The 17,592-nt window shown below is 65.9% G+C and carries 6 protein-coding genes; 4 read left to right on the top strand and 2 right to left on the bottom strand.

Translation table 11 applies throughout. From position 1 onward, the window contains the following. Window positions 1-212 precede the first annotated feature (212 nt). The 4 genes from carB to D7V88_RS26100 all read left to right on the top strand — a co-directional run bounded on the left by carB (window position 213) and on the right by D7V88_RS26100 (window position 10,588). Window positions 213-3,467 carry a carbamoyl-phosphate synthase large subunit gene (carB, locus tag D7V88_RS26115; protein ID WP_120543351.1) on the top strand — a complete coding sequence of 1,085 codons (3,255 nt, stop codon included), beginning with the start codon at window positions 213-215 and terminating at the stop codon, window positions 3,465-3,467. 278 nt (window positions 3,468-3,745) lie between these two features. Further along, window positions 3,746-4,123, top strand: a complete 378-nt coding sequence (locus D7V88_RS26110) for a hypothetical protein (RefSeq protein WP_147448874.1) — start codon at window positions 3,746-3,748, stop codon at window positions 4,121-4,123. Further along, window positions 4,116-10,205: an RHS repeat-associated core domain-containing protein gene (locus tag D7V88_RS26105; RefSeq protein WP_244238402.1), complete on the top strand. Its 6,090-nt coding sequence runs from the start codon at window positions 4,116-4,118 to the stop codon at window positions 10,203-10,205. Before D7V88_RS26110 ends, D7V88_RS26105 begins: the two co-directional genes overlap by 8 nt. Beyond that, complete coding sequence (locus D7V88_RS26100) at window positions 10,205-10,588, top strand: hypothetical protein (RefSeq protein WP_244238401.1); 384 nt, start codon at window positions 10,205-10,207, stop codon at window positions 10,586-10,588. The genes D7V88_RS26105 and D7V88_RS26100 overlap by 1 nt, the downstream gene beginning before the upstream one ends. 166 nt (window positions 10,589-10,754) lie before the next feature. On the opposite strand, the gene D7V88_RS26095 is transcribed toward D7V88_RS26100, so the two are convergent. Both D7V88_RS26095 and D7V88_RS26090 read right to left on the bottom strand, forming a co-directional pair. Then, window positions 10,755-11,738 (bottom strand): hypothetical protein, encoded by a 984-nt coding sequence (locus tag D7V88_RS26095; RefSeq protein WP_120543347.1) that lies wholly within the window; start codon window positions 11,736-11,738, stop codon window positions 10,755-10,757. A gap of 40 nt (window positions 11,739-11,778) precedes the next feature. Next, a complete protein-coding gene (locus D7V88_RS26090; RefSeq protein ID WP_147448873.1) occupies window positions 11,779-17,523 on the bottom strand; it encodes a choice-of-anchor D domain-containing protein in 5,745 nt (1,914 codons plus the stop codon). Between the last annotated feature and the right edge of the window lie 69 nt (window positions 17,524-17,592).

Genomic DNA, 17,592 nt, shown 5'->3' with positions numbered 1-17,592 from the left:
GCGGTGTCCTGGGCGAGGGCGGGCGCGGAGACGAGGACGAGCAGGGCCAGGGACGACCAGCGACGCATGGAACCTCCGGAAGGGAACGCGGCAGCGTAGCAGAGGACCCGAGGGCGCAGGTCCTGCGAGCGGGCGGGCGGCGGACAGGACCTTCGCATGGGGACAACGCACCGCGTGCATGTCGCGGCGGAGGTTGGTATGGGGGGCGCCCGATGCCCAAGCGTACCGATATCCGGAAGGTTCTTGTGATTGGCTCGGGCCCGATTGTCATCGGGCAGGCCGTCGAGTTCGACTACTCAGGCACCCAGGCGATCAAGGCGCTTCGGGACGAGGGCGTGGAGGTGGTGCTGCTCAACAGCAACCCCGCCACGGTGATGACGGACCCAGAGTTCGCGCACCGCACCTACATTGAACCCATCACGGTGGAGGCGGCGGAGAAGATCCTCGCCGCCGAGCGTCCGGACTCCCTGCTTCCCACGATGGGTGGGCAGACGGCGCTCAACCTGGCCAAGGCCCTGGCGGAGAAGGGCATCCTGGAGAAGTACGGGGTGCGCCTCATTGGCGCGTCGCTGGACGCCATCAACAAGGCGGAGGACCGTCAGCTCTTCAAGGCGGCCATGCAGAAGATTGGCGTGGCGCTGCCCCGAAGCGGCTACGCGACGACGCTGACGGACGCGATGGCGCTGGCGGAGGACATCGGCTTTCCGGCCATCATCCGTCCCTCGTTCACGCTGGGCGGCACGGGCGGCGGCATCGCGTACAACCGCGAGGAGTTCGAGGCCATCTGCCGCTCGGGCCTCAAGGCCAGCCCCACCTCCACCATCCTCGTCGAGGAGAGCGTGCTGGGGTGGAAGGAGTTCGAGTTGGAAGTGGTCCGCGACTCGGCGGACAACGTCATCATCATCTGCTCCATCGAGAACCTGGATCCGATGGGTGTGCACACCGGTGACTCCATCACGGTGGCGCCCGCGCAGACGTTGACGGACCGCGAGTACCAGCGCATGCGGCAGGCGTCGCTGGCCATCATCCGCGAGATTGGCGTGGAGACGGGCGGCTCCAACATCCAGTTCGGCATCCATCCGCAGGACGGCCGCATGGTCGTCATCGAGATGAACCCGCGCGTCTCGCGCTCCAGCGCGCTGGCGTCCAAGGCGACGGGCTACCCCATCGCGAAGATCGCCGCGAAGCTGGCGCTGGGCTACACGCTGGACGAATTGCGCAACGACATCACCCGGGACACGCCGGCCTCCTTCGAGCCGACGCTGGACTACGTGGTGGTGAAGGTGCCGCGCTTCAACTTCGAGAAGTTCCCCAAGGCGGACCGCACGCTGACGACGAGCATGCGCTCCGTGGGCGAGGTGATGGCCATTGGCCGCACCTTCCCCGAGGCGTACATGAAGGCGCTGCGCTCCATGGAGTTGGGGCGCGTGGGCCTGGAGTCGCCGGACCTGCCCTCGGAGAAGGAGGAGCGGGAGAAGGTGCTGCGCGAGGGCCTGCGCGTGCCCCGGCCGGAGCGGCCGTGGTTCGTGTCACAGGCGTTCCGTGAGGGCCTGACGGTGGAGCAGGTGCACCAGTTGTCGGCCATCGACCCGTGGTTCCTGCGCCACATCGAGGCGTTGGTGCACGAGGCGCAGATGCTTGCGGACCATGGCCGGTTGGATCAGCTCCCGGACGACGTGCTCCGGCAGGCGAAGTCGCACGGCTTCTCCGACAAGTACCTGGGCAACCTCCTGGGCTACCCGGAGGCGGAGGTGCGGGCGCACCGGCACGCGCGCGGCATCCGGCCGGTGTTCAAGCGGGTGGACACGTGCGCCGCGGAGTTCGAGGCGTACACGCCCTACCTGTACTCCACCTACGAAGAGGAGGACGAGGCGCCGCCCACGGACCGGCAGAAGGTGCTCATCCTGGGCAGCGGTCCCATCCGCATCGGTCAGGGCATCGAGTTCGACTACGCGTGCGTGCACGCGGCCTTCGCGTTGCGCGAGGCCGGGTACGAGACGGTGATGGTCAACTGCAACCCGGAGACGGTGTCCACGGACTACGACACGTCGGACCGCCTCTACTTCGAGCCGCTGACGATCGAGGACGTGCTGGAGGTGTCCCAGCGCGAGAAGCCGGTGGGCGCCATCGTGCAGTTCGGCGGGCAGACGCCGCTGCGTCTGAGCGTGCCGCTGGAGCAGGCGGGGCTGCCGATTCTGGGCACGTCGCCGGACGCCATCGACCGCGCGGAGGACCGCGAGAAGTTCTCCAAGCTGATTGAGAAGCTGGGCCTGACGCAGCCGGAGAACGGGGTGGCGCGCAGCCACGCGGAGGCGTTCAAGGTGGCCGAGCGCATCGGCTATCCGGTGATGGTGCGGCCGTCGTACGTGCTGGGCGGACGGGCGATGGAGACGGTGTACGACGCGTCCAGCCTGGAGCGCTACATGCGCGAGGCGGTGAGCGCGTCGCCGGAGCACCCGGTGTTGATTGATCGCTTCCTGAAGGACGCCATCGAGGTGGACCTGGATCTCGTGGCGGACCGCACGGGGCAGGTGCTGATTGGCGGCGTGCTGGAGCACATCCAGGAGGCGGGGGTGCACTCGGGTGACGCGGCGGCGACGCTGCCGCCACACTCGTTGTCGCCGGACCTGGTGGAGCGGATGAAGGACCAGGCCATCTCCATGGCGCGCGAGCTGGGCGTGGTGGGGCTGATGAACGTGCAGTTCGCCATCCAGGGGAAGACCATCTACATCCTGGAAGTGAACCCGCGCGCGAGCCGCACGGTGCCGTTCATCTCCAAGGCGACGGGCGTGCCGCTGGCGAAGATCGCCGCGCTCTGCATGGTGGGCAAGACGCTGAAGGAGCTGGGCCGCACGGAGGAGACGGAGTTCAAGCACGTGGCGGTGAAGGAGAGCGTCTTCCCGTTCGCGCGCTTCGCCGGGGTGGACGTGATTCTGGGCCCGGAGATGAAGTCCACGGGCGAGGTGATGGGCCTGGCGGACGACTACGCGTCGGCGTTCGCGAAGAGCCAGTTGGCGGCGGGGGTGAAGCTGCCCAAGTCCGGGCGGGTGTTCATCTCCGTGAAGGACGAGGACAAGCCGGCGGTGGTGGACCTGGCCCGGCGCCTGCGCTCCATGGGGTTCACACTGACGACCACGTCCGGCACGCACGACTACCTGCGGACCAAGGGCATCGAGTCGCAGTTGGTGCAGAAGGTGAAGGAGGGCCGGCCGAACATCGTCGACAAGATCGTCGATGGGGAGATCGTGCTGGTCATCAACACGACCTTCGGCAAGCAGGAGATTTCCGACAGCTTCTCCATCCGGCGTGAGTCGTTGATGCACTCGGTGCCGTACTACACGACGGTGCAGGCGGCGCGCATGGCGGTGGGCGCGCTGGAGTCGCTGAAGCGTTCGGACCTCGCGGTGAAGCCGTTGCAGGAGTACCTGTACGGCGAGAAGGGCATCCCGCCGGGCGGTCGTCGGTAGCGGGAATGGCAGGGCTTGCAACCCCCTGAAGGCCCTGGGGGTTGCAAAGCATTGGATTTCTGGTAGTTCGTAGAGCCTCGCAGTTGCTGTAGCTCCCCTTACATCGAGTCCGCCACCGGGGCCTGAAACCTCTCACCAGGGGTTTGTCCTCAGGGCGTTTGCTTCAACGACCGTGAAGGGGCACCGCCGCATTCCAGGTGGTTCCTTTCCATCCATTTTGAATCAACCACGGCATACACACGCGCATGCGTGTGCGCCCAGAGGGAGACGTGCGCGCAATGAGAGTGGGAAGAGCCGTAGGTGCGGTCGCGGGTCTGTTCGCGCTGATGCTGGCGTGCACACCGCAAGGGGAGGCGCAGGTTGCTCCCGCGCCTGACGACAAGATGGACGTCAAGGTCGTGACGGAGTGGCGTCCCAAGGCCGTCGACAGGAATGCCCCCAAGCTCGCGGTGGGCGAGTCCTGTGTCGAAGGTGGGGACAGTTCCTGTGAGAGCGGTCGGTGCGTGCACATGCCCGGCGCCGGGCTGGGGCAGGGTTACTACTGCACGCGTGAGTGTACCCGGACCGCGGAGTGCCCGGCGGAGTGGCCTTGCGTGAAGGTGGCGCCCGGTGTCAGCGAAGGGCTGTGTCAGCCGAAGGCGGCGCGCCATGAGTGAGTTTCCAGGGGGAGGCAGCGTGGAAGACACTGAAGGAAAAGACAGTCGCGACAGGGTGGGAATGGCCAGACGATGGAGTCGAAGCGCCGTCAGCGGACTGGTGGCCAGTGGTCTGCTGTTGGTGGGATTGGGCGTGGCCTGGGCGGCGGACTCACTCACACCCGAGGAATTGCAGCAGCGCGTGGACCAGGCGCCGCTCAGCCCCGCGCCGCCGCTGGGTGGACCTCGAAGCGCGGGCGCTTCCGAAGCAGCTCCGGTGCCTGTAGGGTCACTCCGTCCGACGTATTCCGAGACGGATTTCAGTCTGTCCTCCGCGATTGGCGACTTCGCCTTCTCCCGCACCTTCAGCGCGTCGACCGAAGCGAACATCCTCGGAATCGCCGAAAAGAAGCTGCTGACGCCGTTTGGACGCGTCCCGAGTTCCAATGGGACGTCCAGCGCCTATCGCTGGACTCACAACCTCTACAGCTATGTTTTGACGGGAGCCGACTCGGAGAGGGATTCATCGGGGACCGACACTGTCGTCAGCCCTTTCTGTGACGTCGTGGCGCCGTCAGGAGCGACCCTCCATTTCAGGCCTTGTGATACCTCCATGCCCGCGGGGTGGTATGCGACCTCCACCTTGGACCAGAACGTCAAGCTGCGCTGGGAAGGGAACGGCTTCACGCTCATCAGCCCGGAGGGGCGCTTCCTTTATAAGCAGGCTGTCGCTGTCGGTGGCAGATCAAAACCAGCCCTCCCCTATCGGGAATGGGGGGCGGCCTATTTCCTGTCGGAAATCGAACCCACCAGCTATGGGAGCCCGGTGGCGCAGGTGGGGCCGTCCGGCCGCCGCGTCATCGCCTCGTTGCAATACCACGCGGCGACGCCCGTGGGCTGCTCGGTGCCCGCAGCAACGTTTGGCAGGCCCTCGCAGCTGATCCAGTACGTCAACCTGTCGAATGGCTCCCGGCTCGCGTTCTCCTATGCCAGTCGTCCGACACAAGACCCAGCCCCGTCTTCCACCCATGAATGCGTCCTGGCCAAGGTGGATCTGGAGGAAGGGACGTCGGGAACGGGGCAGGGGACTCGCAATGTCGTGACGTATGACTATGGAATCTACGACAGCAATGGCCAGATTTCGTCCAATCCGGCCGGCATGTTGAGCTGTGTTCGCTTCCATGTCGGGAATGCCCAGAACGTCCCTCCCGGTGCTGAAGCCCCGGTGCCGCTCAAGATGACCTACATCTGGGTTGACTATGAGGCGCTGGGGACCGTGCGCTGGAAGATCCTGCGTGACGGAGTGCTGGTCTCCAACAAAGAGCTGCACCGGACGAACTTCTACGTCCTCAAGGACGAAGGCGGTTTGTTCGATGGGAACTCTCAGACCGTCACGGCGTCTCTGTATGGTTCGGGATTCTACTGTGGACCTGGCAGGCTGACAGGGACCTGCGCGGGGAAGCAATGGCAGAACTTCAGTGTGCCCGCCAGCGCAGGGGATGGTTACCGGCAATTCAACACCCTGCTGACGCGCTCGTTTATCGCATCGCAGTCGAGAAGCCATGGTGTCGAGACGACCGGGTCGGTGGTGAAGTGCGGAACGGACGGAGTCAACAACGATGGTGACTGCAAGGGCGTGGGCATCAGTCTGGCAGAGCAGCAGTCCCGGGCGTGGAGCAGCGTTGAGCTGCCGGTCACGACCGATCCGAACGTCGTGCCGACGCGGTTTGTCGCGATGGCCCGGAGCCATCGTGACTCGCGGAATGCATACTCTGTCTACTTCAATGAACTCGCGGGAAAAGGCAACAACACTTCGTCGCAGGTTCCATGGGATGACTTCAATGCGTTCATGCCTTCTGGAGAGCTTCAGCAGGCCTCTTTCGGAGCCCTGGATGCGACAGGCGCTGGCGCGCTGCTCACAAAGTCCTATACCTATGAGTACGGTCGCGCCGGGGCAAACCCCGCCTATGAGCAGTTGCTGAAGACAGAATCCTCGCTGTCCTCCCTGACCAGCCGAATGGGAGTAGCGACTCAGGCGGTCTGGACATATCAGTACGAGCCCACGACGAACCGACTGATGGCCAAGGTGCGCAGCGGCCGCTCCTGGGATTTCACGACCAGCTTCGGCGGCTTTGCCCTGAAACACCAGGCGGTCTTCTACCGCACCCATCGCTCGTGCGCGGGTGAGACGGTGTCCCAGGCAGATCCGCAGGCGCGCGTCGTCGAAGTCGAAGGACCGTGCTGGGTCGCCAGCGCGACCGACACGTCCTGCTCCGGTCCAGCCCCTGTCACGCACTACTTCTATGGGGCGACGAACGCGACGAATGGTCAGCAGCAGCACCTGAGCCGAAAGCGCGTCTACGCTTCATTCGTGAGTCATGCTGGGTCTCCGCGATGCCAGTACAATCAGTACCTTGACACCACCTACGACGCCTATGATGAGCAGGGTCGGCTGCTCAAGACCACGGATCCTGCCGGGGTCCAGACCCTCTTGTCCTACAGCGCGGGAAAGCTGGTACGCAAGACGGTGAGGGCCGGCGCCCTGGCGGACCTCATCACGGACTATGGCTACGACAATGGCACCACGCATGGTGACTATGTTCGCCAACCGGATGGTCGGTACGAGGTGACGTGTTATCGCGCGGGGACGAGCGGTGCCTGCGTCGGCGGAATGCTGACAGACAAGCTGCAATGGAAGGCAACTTCCGCCTCTCCCAGCGGCGCGAACCCCAGCGAGCGCGTGAACTACTTCTACCGCCTGGGCCGCCTCATCAAGGAAGAGACGCTGGCCGCGGATGGCTCCATCCGCTCCCGTAGAACCTATGATGCCGACCCTCTGGGCCGACCCACGTATCAGGGCGCTGGTGAGCTGTGGGGGGAGGGTGCGAGCGGTAACGCCACCTATTCTTCTACAAAGCTCTTCGACACCGAAGACAACCGGATTCGCGAGGGGTTGCCGTACCTCGCCAACTTGGGCCGTCCCGCTGCGTTCTGTGGCGGATTCAATACGACGACGGGTTCGCTCAACAGTCTGCCGCCCGAGTGCCGTTCGTTCGAGTACGACCGGCTCAACCGCCTGGTGTCGATGCTGGAGGCGGCGGGCCCGACAGGGGGAATCGCCGCTTCCGCGACCCATATCGCCTATGACGAGGCCGGCAACGTCAAGAGTATCAAGCAAGGGTGCGCGGCAGGCACCACGATGGCCAACTGCGCCAACCAGCCCGCCGTGGAATACCTCCATGACGACTTTGGCAACCTGCTGGAGATCAAGACGCCCTGGGGGGCATCCCTGCCTTCAGGACCTGGTGTCACCCGGTTCGCCTACGACGCGGTAGGCAATCCCATCGTCAAGCAGACGTCGGAGATGGGTCAGAGCGCGAGCTGGATGGCCTACCAATACGATGCCCTCGGCCGCACGCGCATCGCAGAGGCCCGCCGGGGGACCCAGACGGAGCGCCTCTACCGGACCTTCTATGAGGATCCGTTTCCTCCCCTCCCGGCGGGATGCCCGGTCGCGTACCGCGGGAAGCCGCACTACACGGTGGATTCCTTTGGCGCGACCTGGTTCAAGTACGATGCCTTGGGTCGTGTGATTGTGAAGCTCCGGGTCCGGGGCGCGGAGACGGATCCTCCGTCCCGGGCCTGTAATACCTCGCCCTATTTTTCAGGGAAGGACAGCCCCAATCACTTCTTCAACTATGACTCCGCGGGGCGGCTTGTCAGCGAAATCTATCCCTACGGTCGAGGCATCGAGTATCGGTACCACGCTCCCAGCACGGGAATGCCCCATCGCGTTAGTGACATTTACGCGGCCCACCTGTTTCCGGATGGTGGGTCGGGCACGGATCCGCTGATTACCTCGGTGGAGTGGGAGCCCTACGGGGGGCTGAAGTCATACAAGGTGCACTCGCGTGGCGAGGCGGGAGTCCCGGTATCGGCTCAGGTCCGGTACCACCAGGGTGGGAGCAACGGTGGCATCACCGACTGCTCAACGAGTTCGTTCACGCAAGCAGTCGATGCGCCGGGCATCCCCTTCGGGAGACTGTCTGGGCTGAGTGTGAGCCGGGTGAACACCGGCGACGTGTTCAAGCGTGCCTACCGGTATGCGGCGGACCAGTTGGAGGGGGAGGACACTTGCGTCCTTCAAACCTCCAATGCGGAGCATCCCACCACCCAGGACTACCGCGGAGCTTCGGGGGAGCCTGGCTACGACGCACGGCTTCAGCTGAGTCGGGTGACCAACCGCCGTTATTCTGGGGGGTGGTCGTCGATCGACCGGACGCTCGCCTATGCCTACGACGCGCGCGGGAACCGGACGAGCGAAACCCAGAATGGTTTCACGGTGCAGTCGGAATACACCAATGCCTTCCCCCGGGTCGATCAGCTCGCCACGCGCAAGTTCACGGCGCCTGCATGCCAGACGGGCCAGACGGGCTGTCTGTCCTACGGCGTCACGGCTCGCTACTGGCACGATCTGGCGGGCCGCGTGAGCAATGCGGACTGGTTTCTCAGTCCGACCGCCAATCAGTCCTACTTCGAGCTGTCTCTCAATGCCGCGCTGCTCTCGCCCATGGACCTCGGAGGGGTTTATCGGCAGGTCGGCACCACGCAGACGGGGGGACCGGGGAGCAGCTCTGAGTACCTCTACGATGCTGGAGGCCGGCGACGGCTGAAGGTCAGTTGGGATGGACGGGAGGATGAGTACTTCTATTCAGGAACGCAGCTGCTCGTGGACGTGGGCCAGACAGGCTCCAACCCGAACACGACGGATTACGTCCTGGACGAGTACGTGTGGCTGGATGGACGGCCGGTCGCGCTCATCAAGTCGCGCTTTGCCCACTCGCCCTTCCTGCGAATCGCGGACAACACGAATGACTGCTCACGCTTTGGTCAGGAATCCGATGTGCCGTGTGGAACCTACTTCCCGGTAACGGATGGACTGGGCAAGCCGATCCTCCTGCTGGATTCACATGGACGGATCAGTGGAACGGGTGACTACGAGCCCTTCGGCCATGTGAACCGGGTGGCCCATTACGCCGCGGCTCGGGACAACTTCAGTTCTCCCATGGCCACGCTCCGTGCGCCGTCGAACCCGGGGCTCGTGACCCAGGTCCGGGGCCGCTTCGAGTGGGTGGAGGCCCATGGGCAGGCGCGCGTCTATCTCGCGGATTCCCAGGGGGAGAAACTGCCAGGTGCCAATGGCGGGGACGGCCTTCTGTACGGCGGGGCGATGGGCCGGCCCATCACCCCGGGATGGGTGAATGCCCCTTCGGATGGGACGTTCTATGTGCGCATGGGGGCCGACAATGAAGGGCAGACCCACACGGAGGCGCACCTGAGCGGTTTCGAGTACCGACGCTACGAGCCCACCGCCAAGCCTGTGTGGCTCCCGCTGCGTCTGCCGGGGCAGTACCATGACCCCGAAACCGACCTGTTCGAAAACTGGAACCGCTTCTACGATCCGAGCATCGGGCGGTACCTGGGGCCAGATCCCATCCTGCTGGATCCAGAGACAGTGTTGAGCGAGGTGGCGGCGGGCCGCAGCATGGCTGCCTACGCCTATGCCAATAACAATCCCGTGAGCTTCGCGGACCCCACGGGTCTTGTCGCCGACACGGCGGGCGACGATGCCTTGGCAATGTGCACGAATGATGGTCGGATGTGCGACCAGGCTGAAAATGTCAAGGGGCTTCACGAGGCCCAGAGGGCCGCACTGGAGGCCGCGGTCGCCATTGTGATTGGTCTGGCAACCCCGCTGCCGACGGCGGCAGCAGTCGCCGCGGACATCTTGCTGAACCCAGGCGAAGCAGGAGCTGGAAGTGAGCGACAGAAGAACCGTATCCCTGATGTGGGTACGCCCAACACAGTGGCGACAAATGAGCCTGGCACTACTACCAAGGCTTATGGCCCCGATGGGCAGGTGCAGAAGGAATTCAACGCCGGTCACACTGGAAATCCGGCAAAGACCCCTTTGATTGAGCAGGGGGACCACATTCATGACTACAAACCCAATCCGTATCACCCCAACAAGACGCCAATTCGCATGAAAGGACGGTTGCCTCGGATGATTGATCTGTTCAAGCTTGGGCGCCTCAAGAGGTGATGATGGTTTCTTTTGAGGGTGCGCAGGCGTTTGACGAAATCGCGAAGCGCTGGGCTCTGCACGATGGACGTATTCATTCCATCGTCGTGAGCAGGGCGGAGGGCGCGGAAGTTGCTGTTGAAATCGACTGCCGCCCGCGCCACGAGAGCGCTGTAGGCCAGCTGCGTTTGCGTTTCGAGGGTGTGGTGCGGTTTGATTTTGCGTGGTCGGAGGAGAACGACTTCTACGTTGTCTCTGGTTATAAAGCTGTTGTTCGGCCGTCAGGGTTCTATTTGTCTCTTGATCCCTATGACGACAGAGACACGGCGGTCGACGCGCGCGACGGGAGTGTCGTCGAGGCGCGGCGTGTTCAAGCGGACTTTATGATGAAGGCTTCATCATAGAGTGGACGAGAATGGCGGGGGCGGCCGCGAGCGGCGATGTGTAGACGCTCGATACAGGACCACCTCCGCCATTGGCCGCTCGACCAACGAGATTGGGCGGTGGCTCAAGCTCTCTTGAGGCCACCGTCCCGATTCGAGCATCAAGGAGTTCGAGGAGGAAGGCAGCTCACCAACTTCCTCCTGCCCCACCCCCACCAAATTTACCTCCGCCAAAGCCCTTGAACTCGCTCTCCGACAGCGGCTGGCTCTTGAGTCCCGGGTGCAGCGCGAGCAGATGCTGGACCCATTTCCTGGCGGAGAGCTCCCGGGGCGTCCTGAACACCGCTTCCCGGTGGTAGACCCCGCGCAGTGACGCCTGGCTGCTCCAGAGGCCCGCACCGTCATCATCCGCGTAGGTCTTGGGATGCCCGACGTTCAGGCGGAAGCCCTTGGCCTTCACGTAGTTCGCGAGAAGGATGCTCCAGATGTCGACAATCGCTTTGCGGATGTCGATGAAGATGCCCGGATCCTTCTCCATCAACGCATACATGAGCGACGAGTAGCGCTCCACCGCCGAGGACTCCAGGTAGAAGACGGGCAGGGTGCTCCCGCCGTAGGCCGTGAACCGGCCTCCCTCCACCTTCCCGACGGTGATGCCCCCAGGCCTCCAGCCCGGCATGTCCGGCCCCAGCACCCCGAAGACCCAGGAGCGGCGTCCCGCGAGGAAGTGGTAGCTGTTCAGTTGCGTGAAGATGGGCCCCAACGGTGGCGGCAACGCCGCCGTCAGGTAGTCCGCGTTCTCCACGAAGTTGCGCTTGAGCGTCTGCGCGGCGAAGCCCTTGTTCGCGCTCTGCCAGATGACGGAAACCCAGTCGCTGTGCACATCCGGCAGGTTGATGCCCAGCTTCTCGGACTTGAAGTCGAGCAGGAACCGGAGCGTCTTCTTGCCCTCGAACTGACGCGTCGACCAGGTCACCGCGGCCCGGTTCTCCGTCAGGTTCTTCCCCAGGCCGTTGAAGAACCTGGGGAAGTCCTTGATGAACTCACCCACCAACAAGGGTGTCTGCTTCAGCGGATCACCCAGCACCCCTGGGATGCTGAAGTGGATCCGGAACTGGTTCACATGGAACTGGCCCGTGCCCCTGGCGATCTTGAGATCCGTGAAGTCCATGCTGCCCCCCGCTGGGTGACGCAATGTTGGTGGAAGCGCTTCAGCCTCGCATCTGTGGACGCCGCGCCTGACGGCTCAGCGCCCACCCCAGCAGGAGCAGCAGCGCCATCGCCGCGCCCCCCTCGCCGCTGGTGCCGCAGGAGCAGCCTCCGCCCGTGCCTCCCAGGGTCCGCGCCTGGCCCTTCAGCGTGAGCGCGGCCTCCGCGTTCGTCTCTCCCCTCAGACGCAGCCGGAGCGTCCCCTCTGCGGGGCCTCCCACCTGCGGGTGGAAGAGGATGCTCACCGTCGCCTGTGCTCCGGGCGCCAGCTCCGCGTCCAGTGCACTGGCGTCGATTTCGAACGCGGGGTTGGTGTTCTCCACCACGCTCAGCCTCGCGGGCGACGCGGACTGGTTGGTGAGCGTCACGGTGCGCGGCGCACTGGTGGCGCCAATGTCCACCCAGCCCAAATCCAACTCCATCGGCTCCAGCGTCAGGAAGCTGGCCACCGTCACTCCCGATATCGAAACCAGCGCCGCGCGCTCCTGGTCCTTCGTTCCCAGCACCAGCGTGGCCTTCGAGGACGCCACCTGCGACGTGTCGTACTTGATCTCAAGCGTCAGCGAATCCCCCGGCGGCAACGCGCGCCCCTCCGCTCCAATCGTGGGCGACACCACCACGAAGTTCGTGGCCTGGGGCCCTTCCACCTTCGGTTGGAGCAGCACCAGCTCCTGCGTGCTGTCGTTGGTGAGCGACACCTTCGTCGTCACCGTCTCCGCCTGCCGCACCGTGCCGAAGTCCAGCGCGCGGCTGAGCGCACGGAACACCGTGGACAGGCCTCGGCCCGACAGCGTCACCTGCGCCACTGGCGACTCCAGATCGTTCGTCACCACCGCCAACGCTGCCTTGGAGGTGACGTCCGGACGGGGCACGAACTTGATGAACAGCTCCTTCGACTCCTGCGCCGCCAGCGTGAAGGGCAGCGCGGGCGCTCCCTCCACGGTGAAGTGCGACGGCTCCGAGTTCTCCGCCACCCCGATGATCTCCAGGCCCTGCACCTGCAACGGCTGGAGCGACTCGTTGGTGATGCGCATCGAACGCGTCGCCGCCGACGAGGACTCGGCCACTCGCGCGCCGAACTCCAGCGTGGGCGTGGACAGGCTGAGCTGGTTCGTCCGCCCCCGGCCGCCCAGCGTCACCAGCATCGTGCTCGCCTGACTGTCGTCCGACGTGATGCGCAGCACCGCGTTGAAGCGCCGCTGGGCATCCGGATGGAACTGGAGCGACAGCTCCATGCTTCCTCCCGGCACCAGCTTGACGGGCATCGTGGGCTTCTGGAGGACGAAGGACTTCGCATCCTCCCCGTCCAGCGTGATGTCCTGCACCGTGAGCAGGCCCGCCCCCGTGTCGCCCCCTCCATCCGTGCCTGCGTCCGCCGACCCAGTCACTGCCGCGTGCGTCAGCCGCAGGCCGATGAACTCCGACGTCGTGTTCACCCGCGTCCCGCCGAAGTCCAATGCTCCATCGAAGGCCACGTCGTCCCGCCGGGTCACATCCAACCGCGCCGACGTGGCCGTGCCCTGCAGCGTGAGCGTCAGCGGCACCTGGGAGGCCGTGCCGCCCACGCTCAGCGTCGCCGTCAGCGTCCGTAAGCCCCCCGTCGCCCCCTGTGGCTGGAACCGCAGGGTGAGCGGCGCGCTGCCTCCCGCGGGCACCACCAGCGGCAATCCCAGCGCGGAGAACTCCGAGCGCCACGGACTTCCGGCCGCGAAGTCGAGCGACACCTGTGCGGCTGTGATGCCCGTGTTGGTCACCGTCACGACCTGGTCCGCGTGCGAACCGAAGTTCACCGGCCCGAAGACCACCGCGCTGGACGGCAGCGACACACTGCCCACGCCTTCCACCACCAGTTGCACCGTGTTCGGGGTGGTCACCGCGTTGCTGACAATGGTCAGGACGCTGGTGATGGGACCCCGCGCGGAGGGCTTCGCCGACACGAGGAAGGAGTGCACCTCTCCGGGCAGCACCGTGAAGCCCGGCAGGAAGGACGGGCAGCCTTCGGCCTGCGTCCCGTCATCCGGACGCAGGCAGAAGTCCCCGGGGACCGTGGCGGAGTAGACCACCAGCGGCGCCCGCCCATCGTTCTTCACGACCAGCGGCTGACGCGGCCCCTCGATGCCCAGGGCCTGGGGCGCGAACTTGGGGCTGGAGCCACCGGGCAACACCAACAGCGGCACCGTGCCCCGGCCCGAAGCGAACAGGGACAGGTCCATGGTCTGGTCGGAGTTGCTCAGCACGTGGAGCGTGGCCGTCACGTCCCCCGCGTCCTCTGGCCGGAAGGTGACATCCAACTGGGCCGTGGCGTCCTTGATGAGGTTGAGCGGGAACACGCCGCCATTCAGCCTGGCCGTGAAGGGCCCGCTCGTCGTCACGTTGTTCACCGTGAGCGTCGCGGAGCCGGAGTTGCGCAGCGTGATGGACCGGGTGTCGGTGCCCAGCCGGGGCACCTCGCCGAAGATGATCTGGTTGTTGCTCAGCTCCAGCTTCGCGAACGCGCCCACGCCGGACAGCTCGCGGGAGAGGGCGACGACCGTTGGAGACTTCTTCAGGCGGATCTCCAACTGCGAGGATTCGAAGCCGGTGGCCGTCGGGTTGAAGGTGAGGACGATGCGGCGCGTGCCCCCCACCGGGATGATGGTGTCGGGCCACTGATCCACGCTCGAACGGAAGTACGTGTCCGGCGTGGTGCGCACGCTCAACAGGTCGATGGGCACCTGACCCGCGTTGGTGATGGTGAGGATGCGCTGGCTGGTGGAGCCCGGCAGCGTGGCGGGGAAGTCGATCGCCTCCGTGGGGGCCGTCATCACCGCGTCCGCGCCCCTGCCTGTCAGGACGAAGCGGCGGGTCGCGGTGACGCCCGTCACCACGCCCTGGTAGACGATCTCCAGCGTGTCCTGGTGCTGCTTGCCCACCGTGGTCGGGCTGAAGGTGATGCGGAAGGGAAGGGCGCGCTCTTCACCGGGCGCGATGACGGGCTCGGCGGAGTTGATGGCGTCCACGGAGAACGCGGAGCCGCTCGGCAGGACGCGCGCCGCGGTGACCTTGAGGCCCTCCGAGGCCTGGATGAGGTTTCGCAGCGTGAGCAGGTTGTTGACGTGGACCTGATCCACCTGCCGTGAGCCGAAGTCGATGGCGTCGGTCAGCCCGAAGATGGCGATGGGGCCCGTGGAGGTGCCCTTGACGATGAGCGTGCGCGCCAGGGCGACGTTGTCGGTGGTGAAGAAGCGCAGCCGCGTCTCCAGGGACCCTACGTCCGTGGGACGGAAGAGGACCTTCACCGTGGTGGACTGGTTCGGCTGCACCGTCTGGGGCAGGAATTCGATGACCTGGAAGTGCGCCTCGCTGTCGGGCGTGACCTTCGACAGGAACAGGGCCTGGTTGCCGGTGTTGGTCACCAACATGTCGGAGGAGGTTTCACTGCCGGGCGCCACGTTCGGGAACACCAGCGTGTTGCTCGCCAGCGTCAGCTCCGGCGCCAGCGCCCGGCCGGTGATGGCCACGGAAGCCACCGGCAGGGTCGCGTTGGTCTGGAACGCGAGCGTGCGCGGGAAGGACTCGCCCCAGGAGCTCGCGGCGAACGTCACCGTCAGGATGGCGCTGCTGCGCGCCGCGATGATCAGCCCCGAGGCAGGGATGCCGGTGAGCGTGTAGGGCGCCAGGGACTCCTGCGGCACCGGCGACACCGTGACAGGCCAGTTCGTGGGGTTGGTGAGCGTCACCTGCCGCGTGGCGGGGACAGTCGCGCCCACGATCGCGTCTCCGAAGGGCAGCGAGGAGGGGCTGACCGTCAGCGACGTCTTGCGCGCCGTGCCGCTCAGGGCGACATCCGAGGGACAGGTCGTGGAGGGTGACGTGCCGAAGGTGATGAGTCCGTTCAGGGCCCCGCTCTCGTTGAGGCCGGGGTCGAACGTGATCAACAGCTCCCGTCCGGCAGAGCCCGGCGCCAGCGTGAACGGCGTGGTGGGATTCAACGTGAAGCCGCTGCCCGTCAGCGTGGGCGTCACCGTCAACGCGTTGGTGCCCGTGTTGGTGACGGTCACCCGACGCAGCTCGCTCGCCGCGTCCCCCGACTCCTGCTGCGCGAAGTCGAACGACCGGGGCGACACTTCCAGGCAGTTCGTGCCCGGGGTGGTGCTGCCCGCCAGGAACAGCCGGGGCGAGGGAAGGCTCGTGTCGTTGCTGTTGAAGAGCAGGGTCTCCGACGCGGAGCCTGGTTGCGACGGGTGGAACTTCACCGTCAGGCGTTGGGTCTCTCCGGCCGCGAGGTTGAAGCTCGCGGAAGGGTCCACCCGGAACGGGGAGTTCGGGGCCAGCGCTATCGCGGTCACCTGGAGCAGCGTGTCACCGCCATTGCGCACCGTGACCTCCTGCGAGGCGCTGTCCGTGTCCACGGCGGTCTGGGGGAAGGACAGCGTGTCGCGGCTCAGGACGAGCTTCGCGGGGGACAGTCCTTCGCCGTTGAGCCAGGCGAAGGGCGGGGTGGGGCACGTGGAGCTGTTCGCCAGGTTGAGCGCGCCCGTGAAGGTGCCGCGTGTGGTGGGCGTGAACGACACGTTGAGCGTCCTCGAACCGCCGGCGGGGATGTTCAGCGCGGTGTTGGGCACGCTGAAGGGCGCGGTGGCGGACGGCACCTGGGAGAATGCTTCGTTGCCCAGGTTGAGCACCGTGAGCTGCTGCGTCGTCGTCGTGCCCGTCGGCTGGGCGCTGAACGTCAGGGAGGACTGCCCGAGCACGAGCAGCGAGCCGGTGCCCTTCCCGTCGAGCGTCAACGTGAGCGACTGCGCGTCCGGATCATCCGTGTAGAGCGTCAGCGTGCCGTGGAAGTTGCCGGGCTGCCGGGGCGTGAACGCCACGCGCACGTCCATCCGTTGGGGGCTGCCCAGCGGCATGGGCGGCACGGTGCAGGGCAGGGCGCAGGCGACGCCCGCCGCGTCGTACAGGCCCACGAAGGTGAAGCCTCCGGTGATCGCCGCATGGTGCACCTTGCGCACCTTCGTGGAGGGGTTGCGCAGCACCACCGCGTCCGTGCCCGTCGCGCATGACGACTCGGAGCCGAAGTCGATGGAGGAGTCCGACAGGTTCAGCGGGAAGTCCTGCACCACCACCACGCCTGCGTCCGGTGTGCCCGCATCGGTGGTCCCTGCGTCCGCGGAGCCGGCATCCACGCCGGTGCCTGCGTCCTTCGGCCCCGCGTCGGCGGAACCGGCATCGCCTCCGGAACCCGCGTCGGCGGAACCAGCATCCACGATGGTGCCAGCGTCCTTCGGACCCGCGTCGGTGGAACCGGCATCAGCTCCTGGCCCTGCGTCGGCGGAACCCGCATCCGCCGCACCGGCATCGCCAGAGGAACCCGCGTCGGAGGCACCCGCGTCGGCGGAACCCGCATCGCCTCCGGAACCCGCGTCGGTCGAACCCGCGTCCACGATGGCACCCGCGTCGGCGGAACCCGCATCGCCCGAACCGGCATCGCCTCCGGAACCCGCGTCGATGGCACCCGCATCCACAGCACCGGCATCGCCCCCAGCACCTGCGTCCGCCGCACCGGCATCGGCGTCACCTGCATCCGCAGCACCGGCATCGCCGTCACCGGCGTCCGCGTCACCCGCGTCCGCGTCACCCGCGTCGGCATCCCCCCCGTCCGCGAGGCGGGCCCTCTGGGATTGAAGTGATTCCGCCTCGTCCCCATCGGGACCACAGGCGGTGAGCAGGCATATCGAGGCCGTGAGGAGAAGGAGGATGCGGTGCATGGAACGACCTCATTTGCCTGCGGTAAGGGCCGGGGCCTTGGCCGCGGGAGGAGTGGGGGCCGCTGGGGC

The organism is Corallococcus terminator (assembly GCF_003611635.1).
GTDB lineage: Bacteria > Myxococcota > Myxococcia > Myxococcales > Myxococcaceae > Corallococcus > Corallococcus terminator.
This window is presented reverse-complemented; position numbering and strand designations above follow the sequence as displayed.